This window comes from Nocardia sp. NPDC004340, from assembly GCF_053602575.1.
The window spans coordinates 429,288-443,784 of the sequence record NZ_JBSGDW010000001.1; the positions used below are offsets into that span (position 1 = coordinate 429,288).

Below are 14,497 nucleotides of genomic sequence, written 5' to 3' on the forward strand. Positions count from 1 at the left end.
ACATCTCTTGAATGCGATACAAGAGAAGCTAGGCCCGCTCATGAATGGAAGTCAAGAGGTGATTATCGACTCGCCTCCGCGGTGGCCACCAGCGAGGTGATGAGCAGGTCGACCAGTTCACCGGTGGGTCGATCCAGCCGGCGGACGCTGATCAGCAGCCCCTCGAACAGCACGTGGGCGAGATCGGTGATCGACGCCAGGTCCGCGCCGGCGGCGGCACGCCGCGAGATCGCGGCCAGCAGTCGCTCCTCGAGCCAGTCCTGCATGCGCCCGTAGACCTCACGCAGCGACTCGGTCTCGTCCATGCGCTCGTAGGCGACGCGATGCAGTCCGCGATAGGGCTCCATACGCACCAGCAGGTCGACCAATTCGTCCCGCGGATCCCCCGCCGACTCGGCCTCGACCAGGGCGCGCGTCTCGGTGAAGACCGAATCGACGACGGCGGCGAAAAGATCGTCCTTGGTGGGGAAATACCAGTGCACCGCGGCGGGCGCGATGCCGGCGGCCCGGCCGACCGCCGCCACGCTGGTGCCGCGGTAGCCGTTCGCGGCGAAGAGTTCGCGAGCGTGCGCGACCAGTTCGGCCTGCCGTTCGGCCTTGGGGATGTCCTGGCGATTCTTGGGCATGAGGCAACTCTAGGCCCGCTCTTGACTGAGAGCTAAGACGTGCTCTTAACTATGAATCAAGAGAAGGCCGGTGCGATGCCGGCGAACAAGGAGGTTCGGCATGCGTCTCTACTCGACCGACGACGGGCTCGCGCGAGAGGACCGCACCGGCGTGCTCGCCGTGCTCGACCTGCCCTACTCCGACGTCGGCGCACTGTTGCGCGGTCCGGGACTCGACGCGGCCCGCACCGCGCCGGTGCTGCGCGAACTGGCCGTCGACCAGGCGGTGCTGCGGCCGCCGGTGGCGCGCCCCGGGAAGGTCCTGATCATCGGATTGAACTACGGGAGCCACGCGACCGAAGCCCTCGAAATGTTCGCGACCCTGGGAAAGACCGGCATCGAACTGCCCAGCGAACCGAACATGCAGGTCACCGCGGGGTCGGCGGTCATCGGTCCCGGTGACCCGATCGTGCTGCCGGACGTGGCGGCCGACCAGGTCGACTACGAGGGTGAGGTCGCGGTCGTCATCGGCACAGCCGCCCGCGGCGTGCCCGTCGACCAGGCCTGGGGTCATGTGGCCGGGCTGACCATCGTCAACGATGCCTCCGCCCGCGATATCCAGCTGCGCGCGATGACCGGCGACGCCACCGCGTCCATCGGCGTCGCCAAGAGCTTCGATACCTTCAAACCCCTCGGTCCCTGCCTGGTGACCGCCGACGAATTCACCGAGACGCCCGACCTCGCCCTCCGGACCCGGGTGAACGGGGAACTGCGCCAGGAGGATCGGACCAGCGGCTTCATCCACTCCATACCGGAGTTGATCGCACACGTGTCGCGCTATCAGACCCTCGAACCCGGCGACGTGATCTGCACCGGCACGCCGCGCGGAGCCGGTGTGTTCTCCGGGCGGTATCTGCGGGCGGGCGATCTCGTCGAGGTGGAGGTGGAGGGCATCGGCGTGCTCGCGAACCGGGTGGTGCGCGCGTGACCGCCGGGCTCGACCCGAACCTGGCGGCCGTCGAACTCGCGCGCCTCGAATCGATCCCGCTCGACGATCGGGATCTGCCGCGCAGCACCTACGAGTTGATCGCGCGGACGGCCCGCCGCCATCCGGACCGGCCCGCGCTGCGTCTGCTACCAGGCGGGAAGGGGTGGGATCAGCCCGAAACCTGGTCGTACCGTGAGCTTCTGCGGCGCGTCGACCAGGCCGCGAATCTGTACGCCGCGCTCGGACTCGAGCCCGGCGGCGTCGTCGGTTTGATGCTCCCCAATACCGGGACCACCTATTCCGCATTGTTCGGCGCGCAGGTGATCGGCATCGCCAACCCGGTCAATCCGATGCTCGCCACGGAACACATCGTCGACATCTTCCGGCTCACCGGAGCGCGCGTACTGGTCGCTCCCGCACCGGAACTCGATGCCGGGGCATGGGGTAAAGCCTGTGCGGCCGCCGCGATGCTGCCCGACCTGCGCGCCCTGATCTCCGTCGGCGGCCGGGTCGACGATGCTCCGCGGCACTGGGTCGGGGACTTCGACGCGCTGGCCGCCGCCCAGCCCGCGGAGCTCACGGTCACCCGGCGGCCCGGGCCCGCGGATGTGGCCGCGTATTTCCATACCGGCGGCACCACCGGCACCCCCAAGGTGGCGCCGCAGACCCACGCGAATCAGGTTTACGTCGCTTGGGCTCTCGCCCAGCACGCGTTGTTCGCGGGCGAGTCGGTGATGCTGGCCGGGCTGCCGTTGTTCCACGTCAATGCCGTGCACATCACCGCGCTCGCGCCCTTCTATTCGGGGCGGTCCACTGTCTCGCTCGGCCCCCTCGGTTACCGGGATCGCGCGGCGATGGCCGACTTCTGGCGGATCGTGGAACGCTATGGAATCACCGGTTTTTCGGCGGTGCCGACCGTTTACGCCGGTCTGCCCGCGGTGCCGGACGGCGTCGACATCTCCAGCCTGCGGGCCGGAATCGTCGGGGCCGCACCACTTCCCAGCCGGGTCCGGGCGGATTTCGAATCCGCGACCGGGATACCGATGCTCGAGGGCTACGGCCTCACCGAGGGCACCTGCGTGAGCGTGCTCGCACCGGTGACCGGCAACCGGCCGGACGCGGTCGGGCTGCGGCTGCCGTACCAGCGGATCAAGGCCGTCCACGTCGATGACGACGGGCTTCCCGGCGCCGATTGCGCGCCCGGCGAGCCCGGAGTGCTCGCCATCCAGGGCCCCAATGTGTTTCCCGGATATCTTCGAGCCGGACCCGCCGGAGCCGAGCCCGACCCCGCCGGAATCGTGGTCGACGGCTGGTTGATCACCGGCGATCTCGGCCGGGTCGACGCCGCTGGATTCGTCACCCTGACCGGGCGGGCCCGCGACGTCATCATCCGCGGCGGACACAATATCGACCCGCGCCTGGTCGAGGAGTCACTGCTCGAGCATCCGGATATCGTTGCCGCCGCTGTGGTTCCGAGACCGGACGCGTATGCCGGAGAGGTTCCCGCCGCGTACGTGGTCCTGCGTTCGGAGGCGACGACACCGCCCACGGAACTACTGGCCTGGGCCGCCGCCCACGCACCCGAACCGGCCGCCGCCCCGAAGTTCGTCGACCGCATCGCCGCGATCCCCCTCACGGCCGTCGGCAAGGTCCACAAGGTGCCGCTGGTCCACGATGCGGTGCGCCAGGTCGCGGCGCAGGAGCTGCGGCAGGCCGGGCTGCGTGGCGATATCGCCGTCTCCACCCGGCACGGCCGCCCGCACGCGCATATCGCGCTGGACGACGCCGCACCCGGCGATCCGGTCGCGGTCCTGACCGGACGGCTGGACGCGTACTCGTTCTCCTACACCGTCGATCGGACCTAGTCGACGCCGTCCCGTCCGCGGGCACGACGCCATTCGGCGGGGCTGCAGCCGTGGTGGCGGCGGAACCAGCGGGAGAAGTTGGCGGGGGCGGAGTAGCCGAGGAGGCCGGCGGTTTCGGTGAGGGAGCGGCGGGGGTTGGCGACCAGGTGGCGGGCCAGTTCGGCTCGGGTGGAGTCGAGGAGGCCGCTGAAGGTTTCGCCTTCGGCGGCCAGGCGGCGGTGGATGGTGCGGCGGTCGACGCCGAGGCTGCGGGCCACATTGTCGACCGAGCAGCGGCCGGTGGGGAGGAGTAGTTCGATGAGTTCGCGGACGCGTTCGGCGGTGGTGACGGGGCGGATGGGGAGGACGGGGTCCAGGAGCTGCTGGGTGTAGGCGCGCAGTTGCGGGTCGGCCATGGCGTTGGGAGCGTCGAGATCGCTTGTGTAGGCGATGATTCCGTTGAAGTCCTGACCGAAGGTGACGTGCGGGCCGAAGGTGCGGTAGTGGGCGCGCACATCGGGCGGGGCGGGGTGGGTGAAGCGGACCTCGACGGGTTGCCAGGCGGCGCCGCGGAATCCGGCGAGCAGGCCGTGCAGGACGCCGACGGACAGTTCGACGGATTGGCGGGTCTCGCCGGACTGACCGATATCGAGGGTGAGGCGGATGGTGGCTACGCCGTTCTGTTCGGTCAGGCGGGTGCGCAGCGCCTCGTTGTAGGTGTCCTCGTGGCGTGACATCACCCGCAGGGCGCTGCGCACATCCGGTTCCTCGCGAATGACGAGGCTGAGCGGTCCCAGGTTGGCGAAGCGGCGGCGGGCAGCCAGGCGCAGCCCGAAATCGGGGCAGTCGGCCGCGGCGGCGGAGCGTTCGAGCAGGTCGGCTATCGCTGCGGCGGGGACCCATCGGTCCTGCAGGCTCAGTCCGGCCGGGTCGAGGCCCGAAGACCGCAGTAGTCCCACCGGGTCGATCCCCAGCGATCTACCCAGGTCAACGTACTCGTTCAGCGCTGCGTAGCGGGCCAGCGGTTTCAATAGCTCTCCGATGTCCCCGAATGATCAACACTCTGTCTCGTAATGATAAGCGATCGTCATCTTAGCTACCTAAAGTTAGTTACGTTCCAGCTACCGCATTCAGATCGAAGTGGAAGGACGAGAACGTGGCCACGAGCAACGAGGATTGGTCCAAGCCCGCAGCAATGGCACTCCCCGAGACCGGGTATTTCGAATTCGAGCAGGGCAGGTACGGACCGACCTATCCCCGCACCCCCGCCAACTTCGGATTCTCGATCATCGCCAAAGTGAAGCCCGGTCACGAGGCGGCCCTCCGCGAGCACGGCAAAGTGATCCAGTCCGCGGTCGAGCAGGACCCGAATGTGCTTGCGCCCCTGCGGCTGCACTATCTGCGCTGGGTGCTGTTCGACATCGGCGACGGCCTCACGTTCCAGTACCAGGGCATCTTCGACACCGATTTCGACAAGTACCTCGAGGACGCACTCGACCTGTTCCTCGCCACAGGCATCACCACCGCGTTCGTGAATCTCGAAGGCTTTCCCGAGGATTGGCGCACCAACCGCGCCGCCGCCATCGAATTCTTCCGCGCGCACCAGTTCCCGAGCTTCCTCGAGTACGGCGAATACCCGTACGTGACCTCGGACGAGATCAAGAAGGCCCTGCGACTCAAGTCGGCATTCTCGAACATGCTCGACGAGATGCAGTAGCGGGATCGATCGTGCTCGAATTCGACGATATCCAGCACATCCTGATCACCCGGGTGCCCGCGCTGACCGGGCGCTACGAATTCCTCTCCTTCACCGACCCGGCCGGGGCGCGCGCGTGGCTCGCGGCCATGACCGACCGCGTGCCCTCGGTCGGCGACCTCCAAGAATCGGTCGACACCGACAAGCAGTGGGTGTCAGTGGCTTTCACCTGGAACGGCCTGCGCGCACTCGGCGTCACGGAGGACTCGCTGGCCAGTTTTCCGGAGGAGTTCCGCCAGGGCATGGCCGCCCGGTCGGAGATCTTGGGCGACGAGGGCGCCAACCATCCCGACCATTGGATCGACGGCACCGCGAGCGAGGATCTGCACGCCATCGTGATCCTGTTCGCCCGCGACGCCGCCGAACGTGAACGCCGGGTGGCCGACCACAATGCCCTGCTCGCCGAATGTCCGGGCGTGACCGTGCTGTCCTCGCTGGACCTGGAGGCGGTGCCGCCGTTCGAGTACGCCCACGACCACTTCGGTTATCGGGATCGCCTGTCGCAGCCGGTGATCGAGGGCAGCGACGAGGAGCCCACGCCCGGCAGCGGTGCGCCGGTGAAGGCCGGGGAATTCATCCTGGGCTATCCGGACGAGCGGGGCGAGCCGGAAGATCTGCCGCAGCCCGAAGTCCTTTCGCGCAACGGCACCTTCATGGCCTACCGGCGACTGCGCGAGCATGTGGGGCGGTTCCGCGACTTCCTGGCCGAGCACGGCGAGACCGCCGATGACCAGGAGCTGGTGGCCGCCAAGTTGATGGGCCGGTGGCGCAGTGGCGCGCCCCTGGTCCTGGCCCCGGAGACCGATGACCCGGAGCTGGGCGCGGATCTGTCGCGCAACAACGATTTCAACTACAAGGAAATGGATCCGCACGGTTACGCGGTGCCGCTCGGCTCTCATATCCGCCGCATGAATCCGCGCGATACCGGCGTGAACATCCAGCGCCGCAGGATGATTCGGCGGGGCGCGACCTACGGCCCCTACCTGCCGGAAGGCACGCCCGAGGACGGCGCGGACCGCGGGATCGCGGCCTTCGTGCTGTGCGCGAGCCTGGTGCGCCAGTTCGAGTTCGCCCAGAACGTGTGGGTCAACGACAAGACCTTCCACGAACTGGGCAACGAGCGCGATCCGATCATCGGCAATCAGGACGGCACCCTGGAATACAAGATTCCGAAGCGCCCGATTCGCAAGACCATCAAGGGAATTCCCGCGTTCACCAATGTCAGCGGTGGCGCGTATTTCTTCCTGCCGGGGCTGCGGGCCCTGCGCTATCTGACCACTCTCACCGACAGCGAGGAAGCATGAGCTCGTTCACCCCGGCACGAACCTATAACCAGTACCACGTGGCCCGCCCCTACACGCCGGGCAAGCGCCGCATCAGCATCTACTGGACGTGGAGTTATCCCTGGGAGTCCCAGCGGAATCCGGCCGAGCTGGACAACCGCTTCTCCACCATGACCGAGGTGCGCCAGGTCACCTGGCCCGCCTACGAGACCCCCGAATACGACGCCGCCCACTTCCTGCAGGGCATCGCGGGCACCCTCGAACTGTTCCACCGCTCCACCCTGCACTTCCAGCAGTTGGCCGGTGAGGAGACCGGGCATCCGGTGGCGGTGTTCCAGCGCATCGACCAGGCGGGATACAAGCAGCCGATCGACGAGCGCATCCTCGCCGACACCGACACCCTCATGGTGTTCGGCCTGGACCACCTGCTCGCGCAGGAGGCGGCGGCGCCCGAGGAGATCGCGGCCATCCAGCAGTGGCTGCAGCGGGAGGGCACCTGCCTGCTGCTCGCGCCGCACCACGATGTCGGTTTCACCGATGACCTGGCGCAGCGTCAGGTGGAGTTCGAGCACCACGGCGACCCGCTGGTGCCGCGTCAGCAGCGGTTCGGCGCGTACACCCGCTCGCTGATGACGGCCCTGAACGTCCCCGTCCACAATGTGTACGGCCTGCGCCCCGCGGTCGTCGAGGGCACCCGGTCGATCGCGCCGCTCACCACGTTCCGCGACCTGGACACGCCGCGCCTGCTCGACAACGTCACCACCTTCAATTTCCACCCGCACCTGCCGCACTACCAGCTCACCGAGCCGGAGAGCGATTCCGTGCGGCTGCTCGGCCGGCAGCCGATCGAGTTGTCCCGTCCGCACCCGTTCATCGAGGCGGGCAATACCGAGTTCAACACCCTGCTGTGGTTGCCGCCCAACGATGTTCGCGCCGGTGACATCGTGATGGCCGACTCCACCAACTTCACGACGCTGTTCGGCGGCACCGACAGCCTCGCGAACTTCTGGCGCAATCTCGCGGCGATGGCCTCGTGATCGCAGATCTACTGCCCTTGGCGATCGGCGTGGCGCTCTCGCCCATTCCGGTGGTGGCGGCCATCCTCATGCTGTTGTCCACCAATGCCGGACGGGCGAGCGCGGGCTTCGCGCTCGGCTGGGTGACGGGGATCGTGACGGTCGCGGGCCTCGTCACCGCCGCCGCGGCATCGGGTTTGATGCGATCGGCGAGCCAGCCGTCGATCGCGGCCTCGGTGATCAAGACCGTCATGGGACTGCTGCTGGTGTACATCGCGGTACGCCAGTGGGGCAGTCGCAAGGACGACTCGATTCCGGGGTGGATGAAGGCCATCGACGAACTCGGGGTCGCGAAGGCCGCGGGCTTCGGACTGCTGGTGTCCCTGCTGAATCCGAAGAACCTGCTGCTGTGCATCACGGCGGGGGTCACCATCGGCACCGCGGGCCTCAATCCGACCGGTACGGCGGCGGCCTTGACCGTCTTCGTCCTGCTGGGCGCGGCCTCGGTGCTCGTCCCCGTCGGCGGATACGCCGTCGCGGCCGATCAACTGCGCGGCGCCCTGGCCCGCCTGAAGAACTGGTTACAGGCGAACAATCACACCGTGATCGCCGTCGTGTTCATGGTCATGGGCACCACCGCCATCGCCAAGGGCGTGAGCGGATTCTGACGGGCCGGCGTGTGCCGCAACGAAACCGGCCACCGGGACCAACAACTGGGGGAGTTTGTTTCGGAGTGGACAGTGAAGATCACCGCTGTCGAGGAGTTTCTCGAGAGCGGTGATCTTCAGGAGTGAGGGCGGGTTACCACTGGCCGGGGGTGTAGGAGCCGCCCGCCATGCCCGCGAGGACGTTGAGGCGGTTCCAGGCGTTGATGGTGGCGATCAGGGAGATCAGGGCGCCGATCTGGTCGTCGTCGTAGTGCTTGCGGACCTGGGCCCAGGTGTCCTCGGTGATGGCGGTGGAGGTGTCGGCCAGGCGGGTGCCTTCCTCGGTGAGGGCCAGGGCGGCGCGTTCGGGGTCGGTGAAGACGGTGGATTCGCGCCAGGCCGCGATCATGGCCAGGCGGACGGGGGTCTCGCCGGCGTGGGCGGCGTCCTTGGTGTGCATGTCCAGGCACATGCCGCAGCCGTTGATCTGGGAGGAACGGATCTTCACCAGTTCCTGGGTGGCCTTGGGCAGGCTGGACTCGTCGATGACGCGGGCGGCGGTGACCAGTCGCTTGTTGAACTTGGCGGCAACGTCGTTGGCGTACAGGTTGAAACGCGGTTCCATGATCTTCTCTTCTCTCGATTGATGGGTTGGTAATCGGACTCGGTCAGGCGGCGAAGCCCAGGCCCATGGCCACGGCGACGGGCACCAGGTACAACAGGGGGAACGGAATGCTGCCGAAATGGCGGGCCCGTACGATGGTGATCACCGCACCCGCGAAGTACAGGATCAAGCCGATGGCCGCGGCCACCCCGACCAAGGGGATGAACAGCCCGGCGATAAGTCCGACCGCGCCCGCCCCTTTGGCCAGGGCCAGCGGGGTCCACCACGCCTCGGGCACCGAGTACTGCCGCAGCGGCTCGACCACGAACTCGGCCCGGCGGTACAGCGAGAACGCCGAGAACCCCACCCAAGCGGCGGCCACGACGGTGACGATCACATAGGCGATGAACATGACAGACTCCAATTTCCTTGTGGGAGAGAGCGATAACCGCCCTCTTCGAGTGGTGCAGCCGGGGCCTGGAACGCGGTGCGTTTCAGTCGGCTTCGTCAAGGTGACGACGCAGCCCGGGGATGTGTGACACGGCCGATCGCGCAACGTTTCTCGGGTGGTCCGCGAATAACTCGGTGATACCGAGGGGAGAGGACTGGTCATGAAGAAGATCGTCGGGATTGGTGTGGCGGTGGCGGCTCTGGGGCTGGCTGCTGGTTGTCAGGACGGGGCTACGGTGCCGAAGCCGGGTGGGGTGGCGACCACCACGGTGGGTGCGCCCGGGGGTGGGCAGCCGACGGGTGGGGAGCAGACACCGGGTCGGGAGCAGGCGCCGGTGGTGACGACGCCTGCGGGGGATGGGGTGCCTGCTACGGCGGGTGGGGGGAATTGTGTGGATTTGAAGTCGCCGGTGGTGACGGCGGCGTTGGGGAAGCTCGGGGCGAATGTGGGTGGGGAGGGGTTCTTCGCGCAGAGCGGGACCGAGGCGAAGGTGGGGTCCTGTCCGGCGCTGATGTGGGTGCTGGCGGATACGCCGCACGGGACGGCCAGTTCGCCGTGGCACGTGATGTTGTTCAACCAGGCCGGGTTCCTGGGGACCGCGACGAAGAAGTCGACGTCGTATACGTCGGTGGTCGGATCCTCGGATCGCAGTGTGCAGGTGCGGTACCGGTGGCTGGCGGGGAGTGACCCCAGCTGCTGTCCGTCGGGTGGCCCCGTGGTCGTGACGCTCACGTTGGGGGCGGACGGTCATACGGTGACGCCGGATCGGGACTTCCCGACCGAGGTGACCAATCCCAAGTAGGCCTGTCGAAAAGTGAGCAATCCTGCTGCTCCGGTGGACCGGGAGCGGCGGGATTTGCTGTATCTGGAGGATGAATACGCTGGTGGGACAGGGTATTCCAGGGATGCGGAGGGGTGGTCCGAAAGGGAGTAGAAGGTGAGCTGGTGGTCACTTTAGAGTTCGGATCACCGTGAACTTGCGGTAGATCACCTCGGAAGGGAGTCGATGATGACAACCGACCCAGCGCTCCGCACCGGGCTGACCGTGTCCGGCCGTCCCATGTCCGGGCCGCTGCAGGACGTGCGCACGCTGTCCCGGCAATTGGTGGGGCATTTCGTCGACACCGTGATCCCCTGCGGCACCCTGCCCGGGGATGTGATCTCCGGGGACGTCACCCGGGTCACCCGGGTCTGTCTGGAGCTGGCCGTCAGCATGTTGGACGGCAAGGACATTCCCGCGAAGGTCGAACGGCTGTCGGAGGCGGCTGCGGGCTGGGCGCGGGAGGGGGTGCCGATCGACACCGTGCTGCATTCGGTCCACGAGGGATTCAAGGTCGGGATGGACCTGATCACCTCCGGGGCCACCGCACAGGACTACGCGCACCTGATGGACGCCGCGAGACTGGTGGTGGAGCTGCTGGACACCATCAGCGCGACGGTGGCGCGGGCGTACGTGAGCGAGCTCCGGGCGGTGGTGAGCGAACACCACAATGCCGTGCACACCCTCACCTCGGCGCTGCTGGGCGGCCACCCGACCTCCACCATGGCCCGCGAATGCGGAATCGATATCGCGGCCGAGTATTCGGTGGTTGCCCTGGACATTCCGCGGCACCCGGACGAACAGCACCCGATGCTGGACGGAAAAGTGGTGGCCCGCCGCAAATTACGCCGAGTACAGGCCGAACTCGCCACACGCTGCGGAGAATCCGCGCTGGCTCTGTTGAGCGTGGACGGCGGCACCGTCCTGCTGCCCACCACGAGCCCGATCACCGAACAGCTCGACGAACTGATCACGCAATTGTCCGCGGCCGCACGCGTTCCCATCACCGCGACGGTGGTCGTCGCCGCACCGGCCGATATCCCGTCGGCAGCCGACCGCGCCCACGAACTCGTCGACATCGTGCACCGCCTGGCCTGCGAACCGGGCCTCTACCGATTCACCGATATGGCGCTGGAATACCAGCTCACCCGCCCCGGCCTGGGCCGCGAAACCCTCGGGGCCCTGCTGGATCCCCTCGACGCGCACCCCGAACTGCTGCAAACCCTGCGCTGCCACATCAGCACGAACCTCAACCGCCGTCGCACCGCGCGATTGATGCACATCCACACCAATACCGTCGACTACCGGGTCAAACGCATCTGCCAGATCACCGGTTTCGACCCGACGGTGACTTCCGGTCTGTGGCAGCTGCGGGCGGCCCTGATCGCCCGCTCCTTCACCGACCGCGATTAGCCGCGAACGACACTTCCGCGGTGGCGTAGCCGAACAGCTTGCGCCCCTGCGATCGGGCGTCGATCGCGATCGTCGCGGTCCGCCGCCGCCGATCGCAGGCCAGCACCCGGCCGTTGAATTCGATATCCGCGCCCGTGAATCGCGGAACCGCCAGATAGTGCACGTGATTGGCGAACTCCGCCCAGAACCGCACGACAGCCGCCGGGTCATGAGTCCACGAACTGACATATCCGGTGGCCAGGGCCAGTACCAGCTGGCCCGGCGCGATCAGGACCGGTTGCCCCGCGCGGGTCAGCCGGTCGCGGTCGATCGACTCCGTATCCCCCACCACGAGCGCGTAATTCGCGAGATCGGCGGCCGTGACAGTGACTCCCGCCGTCGGCAGCGCGGTATTCACCGCGAGCCGATTGATGTCGAGACCGCCGGCGCGAGGCCGCCCGCAGTGCCGCACCGCGGCCCGCACCACCGGATCGGCACGATCGGCGAATCTCGCGGGCGCCCGTGGACGGCGGGCGGTGTCGGCCTCACCGCCACCGACCAGCATGGCCGTGGAACACGTCTGCACCGGCCTCCCCCGCTGATCGGTGAGCGCCCCGGTCACGGTCACCACGTCGAAGGACCGGAAATGCCGGAACGATTCGATCGTGAAGTCGCAGTTCAGCACATCCCCCGCGAGCAGCGGCCGCCCGATCTCCAGGGTCTGATCCACATGCACCACCCGATCCACCCGATACCCGGTGATGAGCCGCTCCAGAATCTCCCGCCGCGCCTGCTGCCACACCAGCGCGGCGAAGGTCGGCGGCGCGACCAGCGCGTCGAATCCCAGCCGCGCCGCGGCTGATTCATGCCAGTGCGCGGGGTGATACGCCTGCACCGCCCGCGCGAATTCACGAATTCGACCACGCTCCACCGGAAACGAGCCGGTGCACCGATAGTGCTGCCCGACCAGGGCTCGCACCTGTTCCGCGGCGGCGCTCCGAGCAGTGTTGTTCACCCGATCGATGATTCGCCCCCGGAGAGCGTCCCGGTTGTCTTGTCCGCCGTATTCAGAAGATTCACCGCGATCCGCACCCGGATTTGTGACGGCGGCTCCCTTTGTTGCGCGCCATGGCTGGGCCCCCGCCGATTCGGGCACCTTTCCAAACTCCCGCTCAGCACCGTCCCGACCAGCACGTCCGCTCCTACGTTCGCCCCATGAGACGAAGAACCCGCCCGCACGCGCTACGGGCACTGGTCATAGTGGGAGTGTCACTGCTGACGCTCGGACTCGCGGGAACGGCGGCGGCCGAACCCTCCGGCAGCGGCGGCACCGGATCGGCCTGCACCTCCGGCAGCGGCGCCGGCTCGGGCAATGGCTCCGGAAACTGTTTCGGCGGTTCGGGATCCAGTACCGGACTGTCGGGCGGCTACGCCTCCGACACCGTCGGCTACGGCCCGACCATGACGTCCTGGCTGGCCGCGTTCGGGTACGGCCTGGCCAATCCGGATGTCGCGCCGCCCGGCACCAATGACTGGAACTGCAAGCCGACCGCCGCGCATCCGCGTCCGGTGGTGCTGGTGCACGGCACCTGGATGAACGCCTACAACGGTTTCGCGTACATGAGCAAGCCCATCACCGACGCCGGATTCTGCACCTTCACCTTCAATTACGGCCGCTCCGGCCTGGTGCAGGGCGGCGGGCTGGGTTCGGTGCTGCCGGGCGTGATGGGCACCGGCTACATCCAGGATTCGGCGAAGCAGCTGGTCGTGTTCGTGGATCGAGTGCTGGCGGCGACCGGCGCGCCGCAGGTCGATATCGTCGCGCATTCGCAGGGCGGGCCGATGTCGGGCTGGTACACCAAGTTCGAGGGCGGCGGCGCGAAGGTGAAACACCTGATCACCTATGGCGCGACGCATCACGGCACCTCGCTGGACGGGATCGGCGCGCTGGGCCGGGCGATCAACAACTTCGGCATCGACGTGCTCGGTTTCGTGGAGCTGTTCGTCGGGCACGCCGGGATCCAGCAGACCATCGGCTCGGATTTCATCAACAAGTTGAACGCGGGCGGCGACACCGTGCCGGGCATCGACTACACGGTGGTCGGCACCCGCTACGACGAGATCACCAACCCGTCGGAGCTGACCTACCTGAAGGCGGGTCCCGGTGCGCGCGTGGACAATATCGTGCTCCAGGACGGCTGTGAGCAGGATGTCTCCGACCATCTGACGCTCATGTACTCGCCGCGCGCGCTGTCGATCGCCTTGCGGTCGCTGGATCCGGAGCGGTTCCCGACGCTGCAGTGCACCTTCAATCCGTGGGTGATCGGCGGCGGCGGAGGGTTGTAGACGCGTCGGTCGGGGGGCTCGGCGGGCATCGCCATCACCGTCATCGGGTGGTGTCCGCCGGGCTGCCGTCCATTTCGGCGCCGATCCACGCCGCGATCATGTACCCGGTCATTGCGACGACCTCCTGCCGTTCGTCACTGCCGACCTCGAGCGCGGACGCGCGCATCACCCCCGCGAATCCGGTATTGACCAGCACCGCGGCCATCACATCGTATTTGTGGTCGTTGCCCGGGCCGAGCAGCTGGATCAGCAGCACCTTGACCAGCAGCCGCAGCCGCGGCTCGAACTCCGGCAGGCCGCTGTTGTAGAACTGCACGCCGCCGACCAGGGCCCGCACCAGTTTCGCGTTGGCGACCGGTTCCTGGGTGAACATCTCCAGCAGTCCGGTCACGACCTCGGTGCGCGACTGGAGGGTCTGCGTCTCCGATTGCGGCGGCAACCCGGAAAGCCATTGCGTGAAACGGTTCTCGACCCGTTGCAACAGCTGCTCGAGCAGTTCGTCCACCATGACGCCGCGGTCGGCGAAGTACCGGTAGACGGTGCCGATGCTGACCTCGGCCTCGGCCGCGATCCGATTGGTGGAGGTGTCGGCGATGCCGCGCTCCCCGAACAGCCGCGCGGCGGTGTCGAGGATGTGCGCGCGGGTGGCCTTCGACCGCTCCTGAGTGGGTCCGCGACGCTGTCGCGCTGCCTTCGGCGGCATCACAGCCTCCCTGCTGTGCGGCGAAAATGAGCTTTGCTCATC

General features: G+C 67.5%; 15 protein-coding genes. 9 read left to right on the plus strand and 6 right to left on the minus strand.

Going from position 1 to position 14,497, the window contains the following annotated elements; genetic code table 11:
- Positions 1-62: 62 nt before the first annotated feature.
- The gene (locus ACWEOI_RS01695; protein ID WP_433670570.1) at positions 63-626 is read right to left on the minus strand and encodes a TetR family transcriptional regulator; all 564 of its coding nucleotides are present in this window, start codon (positions 624-626) and stop codon (positions 63-65) included.
- A 100-nt stretch (positions 627-726) separates the two neighbouring features.
- On the opposite strand from ACWEOI_RS01695, the gene ACWEOI_RS01700 reads away from it, so the two are divergent.
- Together ACWEOI_RS01700 and ACWEOI_RS01705 are read left to right on the plus strand one after the other, a co-directional pair.
- Positions 727-1,593 (plus strand): fumarylacetoacetate hydrolase family protein, encoded by an 867-nt coding sequence (locus tag ACWEOI_RS01700; protein WP_452358689.1) that lies wholly within the window; start codon positions 727-729, stop codon positions 1,591-1,593.
- A complete protein-coding gene (locus tag ACWEOI_RS01705; RefSeq protein WP_452358690.1) occupies positions 1,590-3,458 on the plus strand; it encodes an acyl-CoA synthetase in 1,869 nt (622 codons plus the stop codon). The genes ACWEOI_RS01700 and ACWEOI_RS01705 overlap by 4 nt, the downstream gene beginning before the upstream one ends.
- Here ACWEOI_RS01705 and ACWEOI_RS01710 read toward each other — a convergent pair.
- On the minus strand, positions 3,455-4,468 hold the full coding sequence (locus ACWEOI_RS01710) for an AraC family transcriptional regulator ligand-binding domain-containing protein (RefSeq protein ID WP_452358691.1): 1,014 nt from the start codon (positions 4,466-4,468) through the stop codon (positions 3,455-3,457). The genes ACWEOI_RS01705 and ACWEOI_RS01710 overlap by 4 nt on opposite strands.
- A 164-nt stretch (positions 4,469-4,632) precedes the next feature.
- Between ACWEOI_RS01710 and ACWEOI_RS01715 the strand changes: the two genes are divergently transcribed.
- The 4 genes from ACWEOI_RS01715 to ACWEOI_RS01730 are packed head-to-tail and all read left to right on the plus strand — an operon-like array spanning position 4,633 to position 8,160.
- Positions 4,633-5,154: a hypothetical protein gene (locus ACWEOI_RS01715; protein WP_433673233.1), complete on the plus strand. Its 522-nt coding sequence runs from the start codon at positions 4,633-4,635 to the stop codon at positions 5,152-5,154.
- Between the two features lie 11 nt (positions 5,155-5,165).
- Entirely contained in the window at positions 5,166-6,497 is a 1,332-nt protein-coding gene (locus tag ACWEOI_RS01720; protein ID WP_452358692.1) for a Dyp-type peroxidase, read from the plus strand.
- Positions 6,494-7,513 carry a hypothetical protein gene (locus tag ACWEOI_RS01725; RefSeq protein WP_452358693.1) on the plus strand — a complete coding sequence of 340 codons (1,020 nt, stop codon included), beginning with the start codon at positions 6,494-6,496 and terminating at the stop codon, positions 7,511-7,513. Before ACWEOI_RS01720 ends, ACWEOI_RS01725 begins: the two co-directional genes overlap by 4 nt.
- Entirely contained in the window at positions 7,510-8,160 is a 651-nt protein-coding gene (locus ACWEOI_RS01730; protein ID WP_452358694.1) for a GAP family protein, read from the plus strand. The genes ACWEOI_RS01725 and ACWEOI_RS01730 overlap by 4 nt, the downstream gene beginning before the upstream one ends.
- Positions 8,161-8,293: 133 nt before the next feature.
- Here the strand turns inward: ACWEOI_RS01730 and ACWEOI_RS01735 are convergent, their stop codons facing one another.
- Both ACWEOI_RS01735 and ACWEOI_RS01740 read right to left on the minus strand, forming a co-directional pair.
- Positions 8,294-8,764 carry a carboxymuconolactone decarboxylase family protein gene (locus ACWEOI_RS01735; protein ID WP_452358695.1) on the minus strand — a complete coding sequence of 157 codons (471 nt, stop codon included), beginning with the start codon at positions 8,762-8,764 and terminating at the stop codon, positions 8,294-8,296.
- 43 nt (positions 8,765-8,807) lie between these two features.
- Positions 8,808-9,155 carry a DoxX family protein gene (locus tag ACWEOI_RS01740; protein ID WP_433670559.1) on the minus strand — a complete coding sequence of 116 codons (348 nt, stop codon included), beginning with the start codon at positions 9,153-9,155 and terminating at the stop codon, positions 8,808-8,810.
- Positions 9,156-9,585: 430 nt separating this feature from the next.
- Between ACWEOI_RS01740 and ACWEOI_RS01745 the strand changes: the two genes are divergently transcribed.
- Positions 9,586-9,996: an LppP/LprE family lipoprotein gene (locus ACWEOI_RS01745; protein WP_379276209.1), complete on the plus strand. Its 411-nt coding sequence runs from the start codon at positions 9,586-9,588 to the stop codon at positions 9,994-9,996.
- A 207-nt stretch (positions 9,997-10,203) separates the two neighbouring features.
- Positions 10,204-11,427, plus strand: coding sequence for a PucR family transcriptional regulator (locus ACWEOI_RS01750; RefSeq protein WP_452358696.1), 1,224 nt, complete (start codon positions 10,204-10,206; stop codon positions 11,425-11,427).
- Here the strand turns inward: ACWEOI_RS01750 and ACWEOI_RS01755 are convergent.
- Complete coding sequence (locus ACWEOI_RS01755) at positions 11,411-12,421, minus strand: FAS1-like dehydratase domain-containing protein (RefSeq protein ID WP_452358697.1); 1,011 nt, start codon at positions 12,419-12,421, stop codon at positions 11,411-11,413. The genes ACWEOI_RS01750 and ACWEOI_RS01755 overlap by 17 nt on opposite strands.
- Positions 12,422-12,621: 200 nt before the next feature.
- Between ACWEOI_RS01755 and ACWEOI_RS01760 the strand changes: the two genes are divergently transcribed.
- Entirely contained in the window at positions 12,622-13,752 is a 1,131-nt protein-coding gene (locus ACWEOI_RS01760) for an esterase/lipase family protein (RefSeq protein ID WP_452358698.1), read from the plus strand.
- Between the two features lie 40 nt (positions 13,753-13,792).
- Here the strand turns inward: ACWEOI_RS01760 and ACWEOI_RS01765 are convergent, their stop codons facing one another.
- Entirely contained in the window at positions 13,793-14,455 is a 663-nt protein-coding gene (locus ACWEOI_RS01765; protein ID WP_433670552.1) for a TetR family transcriptional regulator, read from the minus strand.
- Between the last annotated feature and the right edge of the window lie 42 nt (positions 14,456-14,497).

Excerpts from the sequence above, each read along its gene's own strand:
- ACWEOI_RS01695 (WP_433670570.1), bottom strand. The coding sequence starts at position 626 with ATGCCCAAGAATCGCCAGGACATCCCCAAGGCCGAACGGCAGGCCGAA.
- ACWEOI_RS01700 (WP_452358689.1), top strand. The coding sequence starts at position 727 with ATGCGTCTCTACTCGACCGACGACGGGCTCGCGCGAGAGGACCGCACC.
- ACWEOI_RS01715 (WP_433673233.1), top strand. The coding sequence starts at position 4,633 with ATGGCACTCCCCGAGACCGGGTATTTCGAATTCGAGCAGGGCAGGTAC.
- ACWEOI_RS01725 (WP_452358693.1), top strand. The coding sequence starts at position 6,494 with ATGAGCTCGTTCACCCCGGCACGAACCTATAACCAGTACCACGTGGCC.
- ACWEOI_RS01735 (WP_452358695.1), bottom strand. The coding sequence starts at position 8,764 with ATGGAACCGCGTTTCAACCTGTACGCCAACGACGTTGCCGCCAAGTTC.
- ACWEOI_RS01740 (WP_433670559.1), bottom strand. The coding sequence starts at position 9,155 with ATGTTCATCGCCTATGTGATCGTCACCGTCGTGGCCGCCGCTTGGGTG.
- ACWEOI_RS01750 (WP_452358696.1), top strand. The coding sequence starts at position 10,204 with ATGACAACCGACCCAGCGCTCCGCACCGGGCTGACCGTGTCCGGCCGT.
- ACWEOI_RS01760 (WP_452358698.1), top strand. The coding sequence starts at position 12,622 with ATGAGACGAAGAACCCGCCCGCACGCGCTACGGGCACTGGTCATAGTG.
- ACWEOI_RS01765 (WP_433670552.1), bottom strand. The coding sequence starts at position 14,455 with ATGCCGCCGAAGGCAGCGCGACAGCGTCGCGGACCCACTCAGGAGCGG.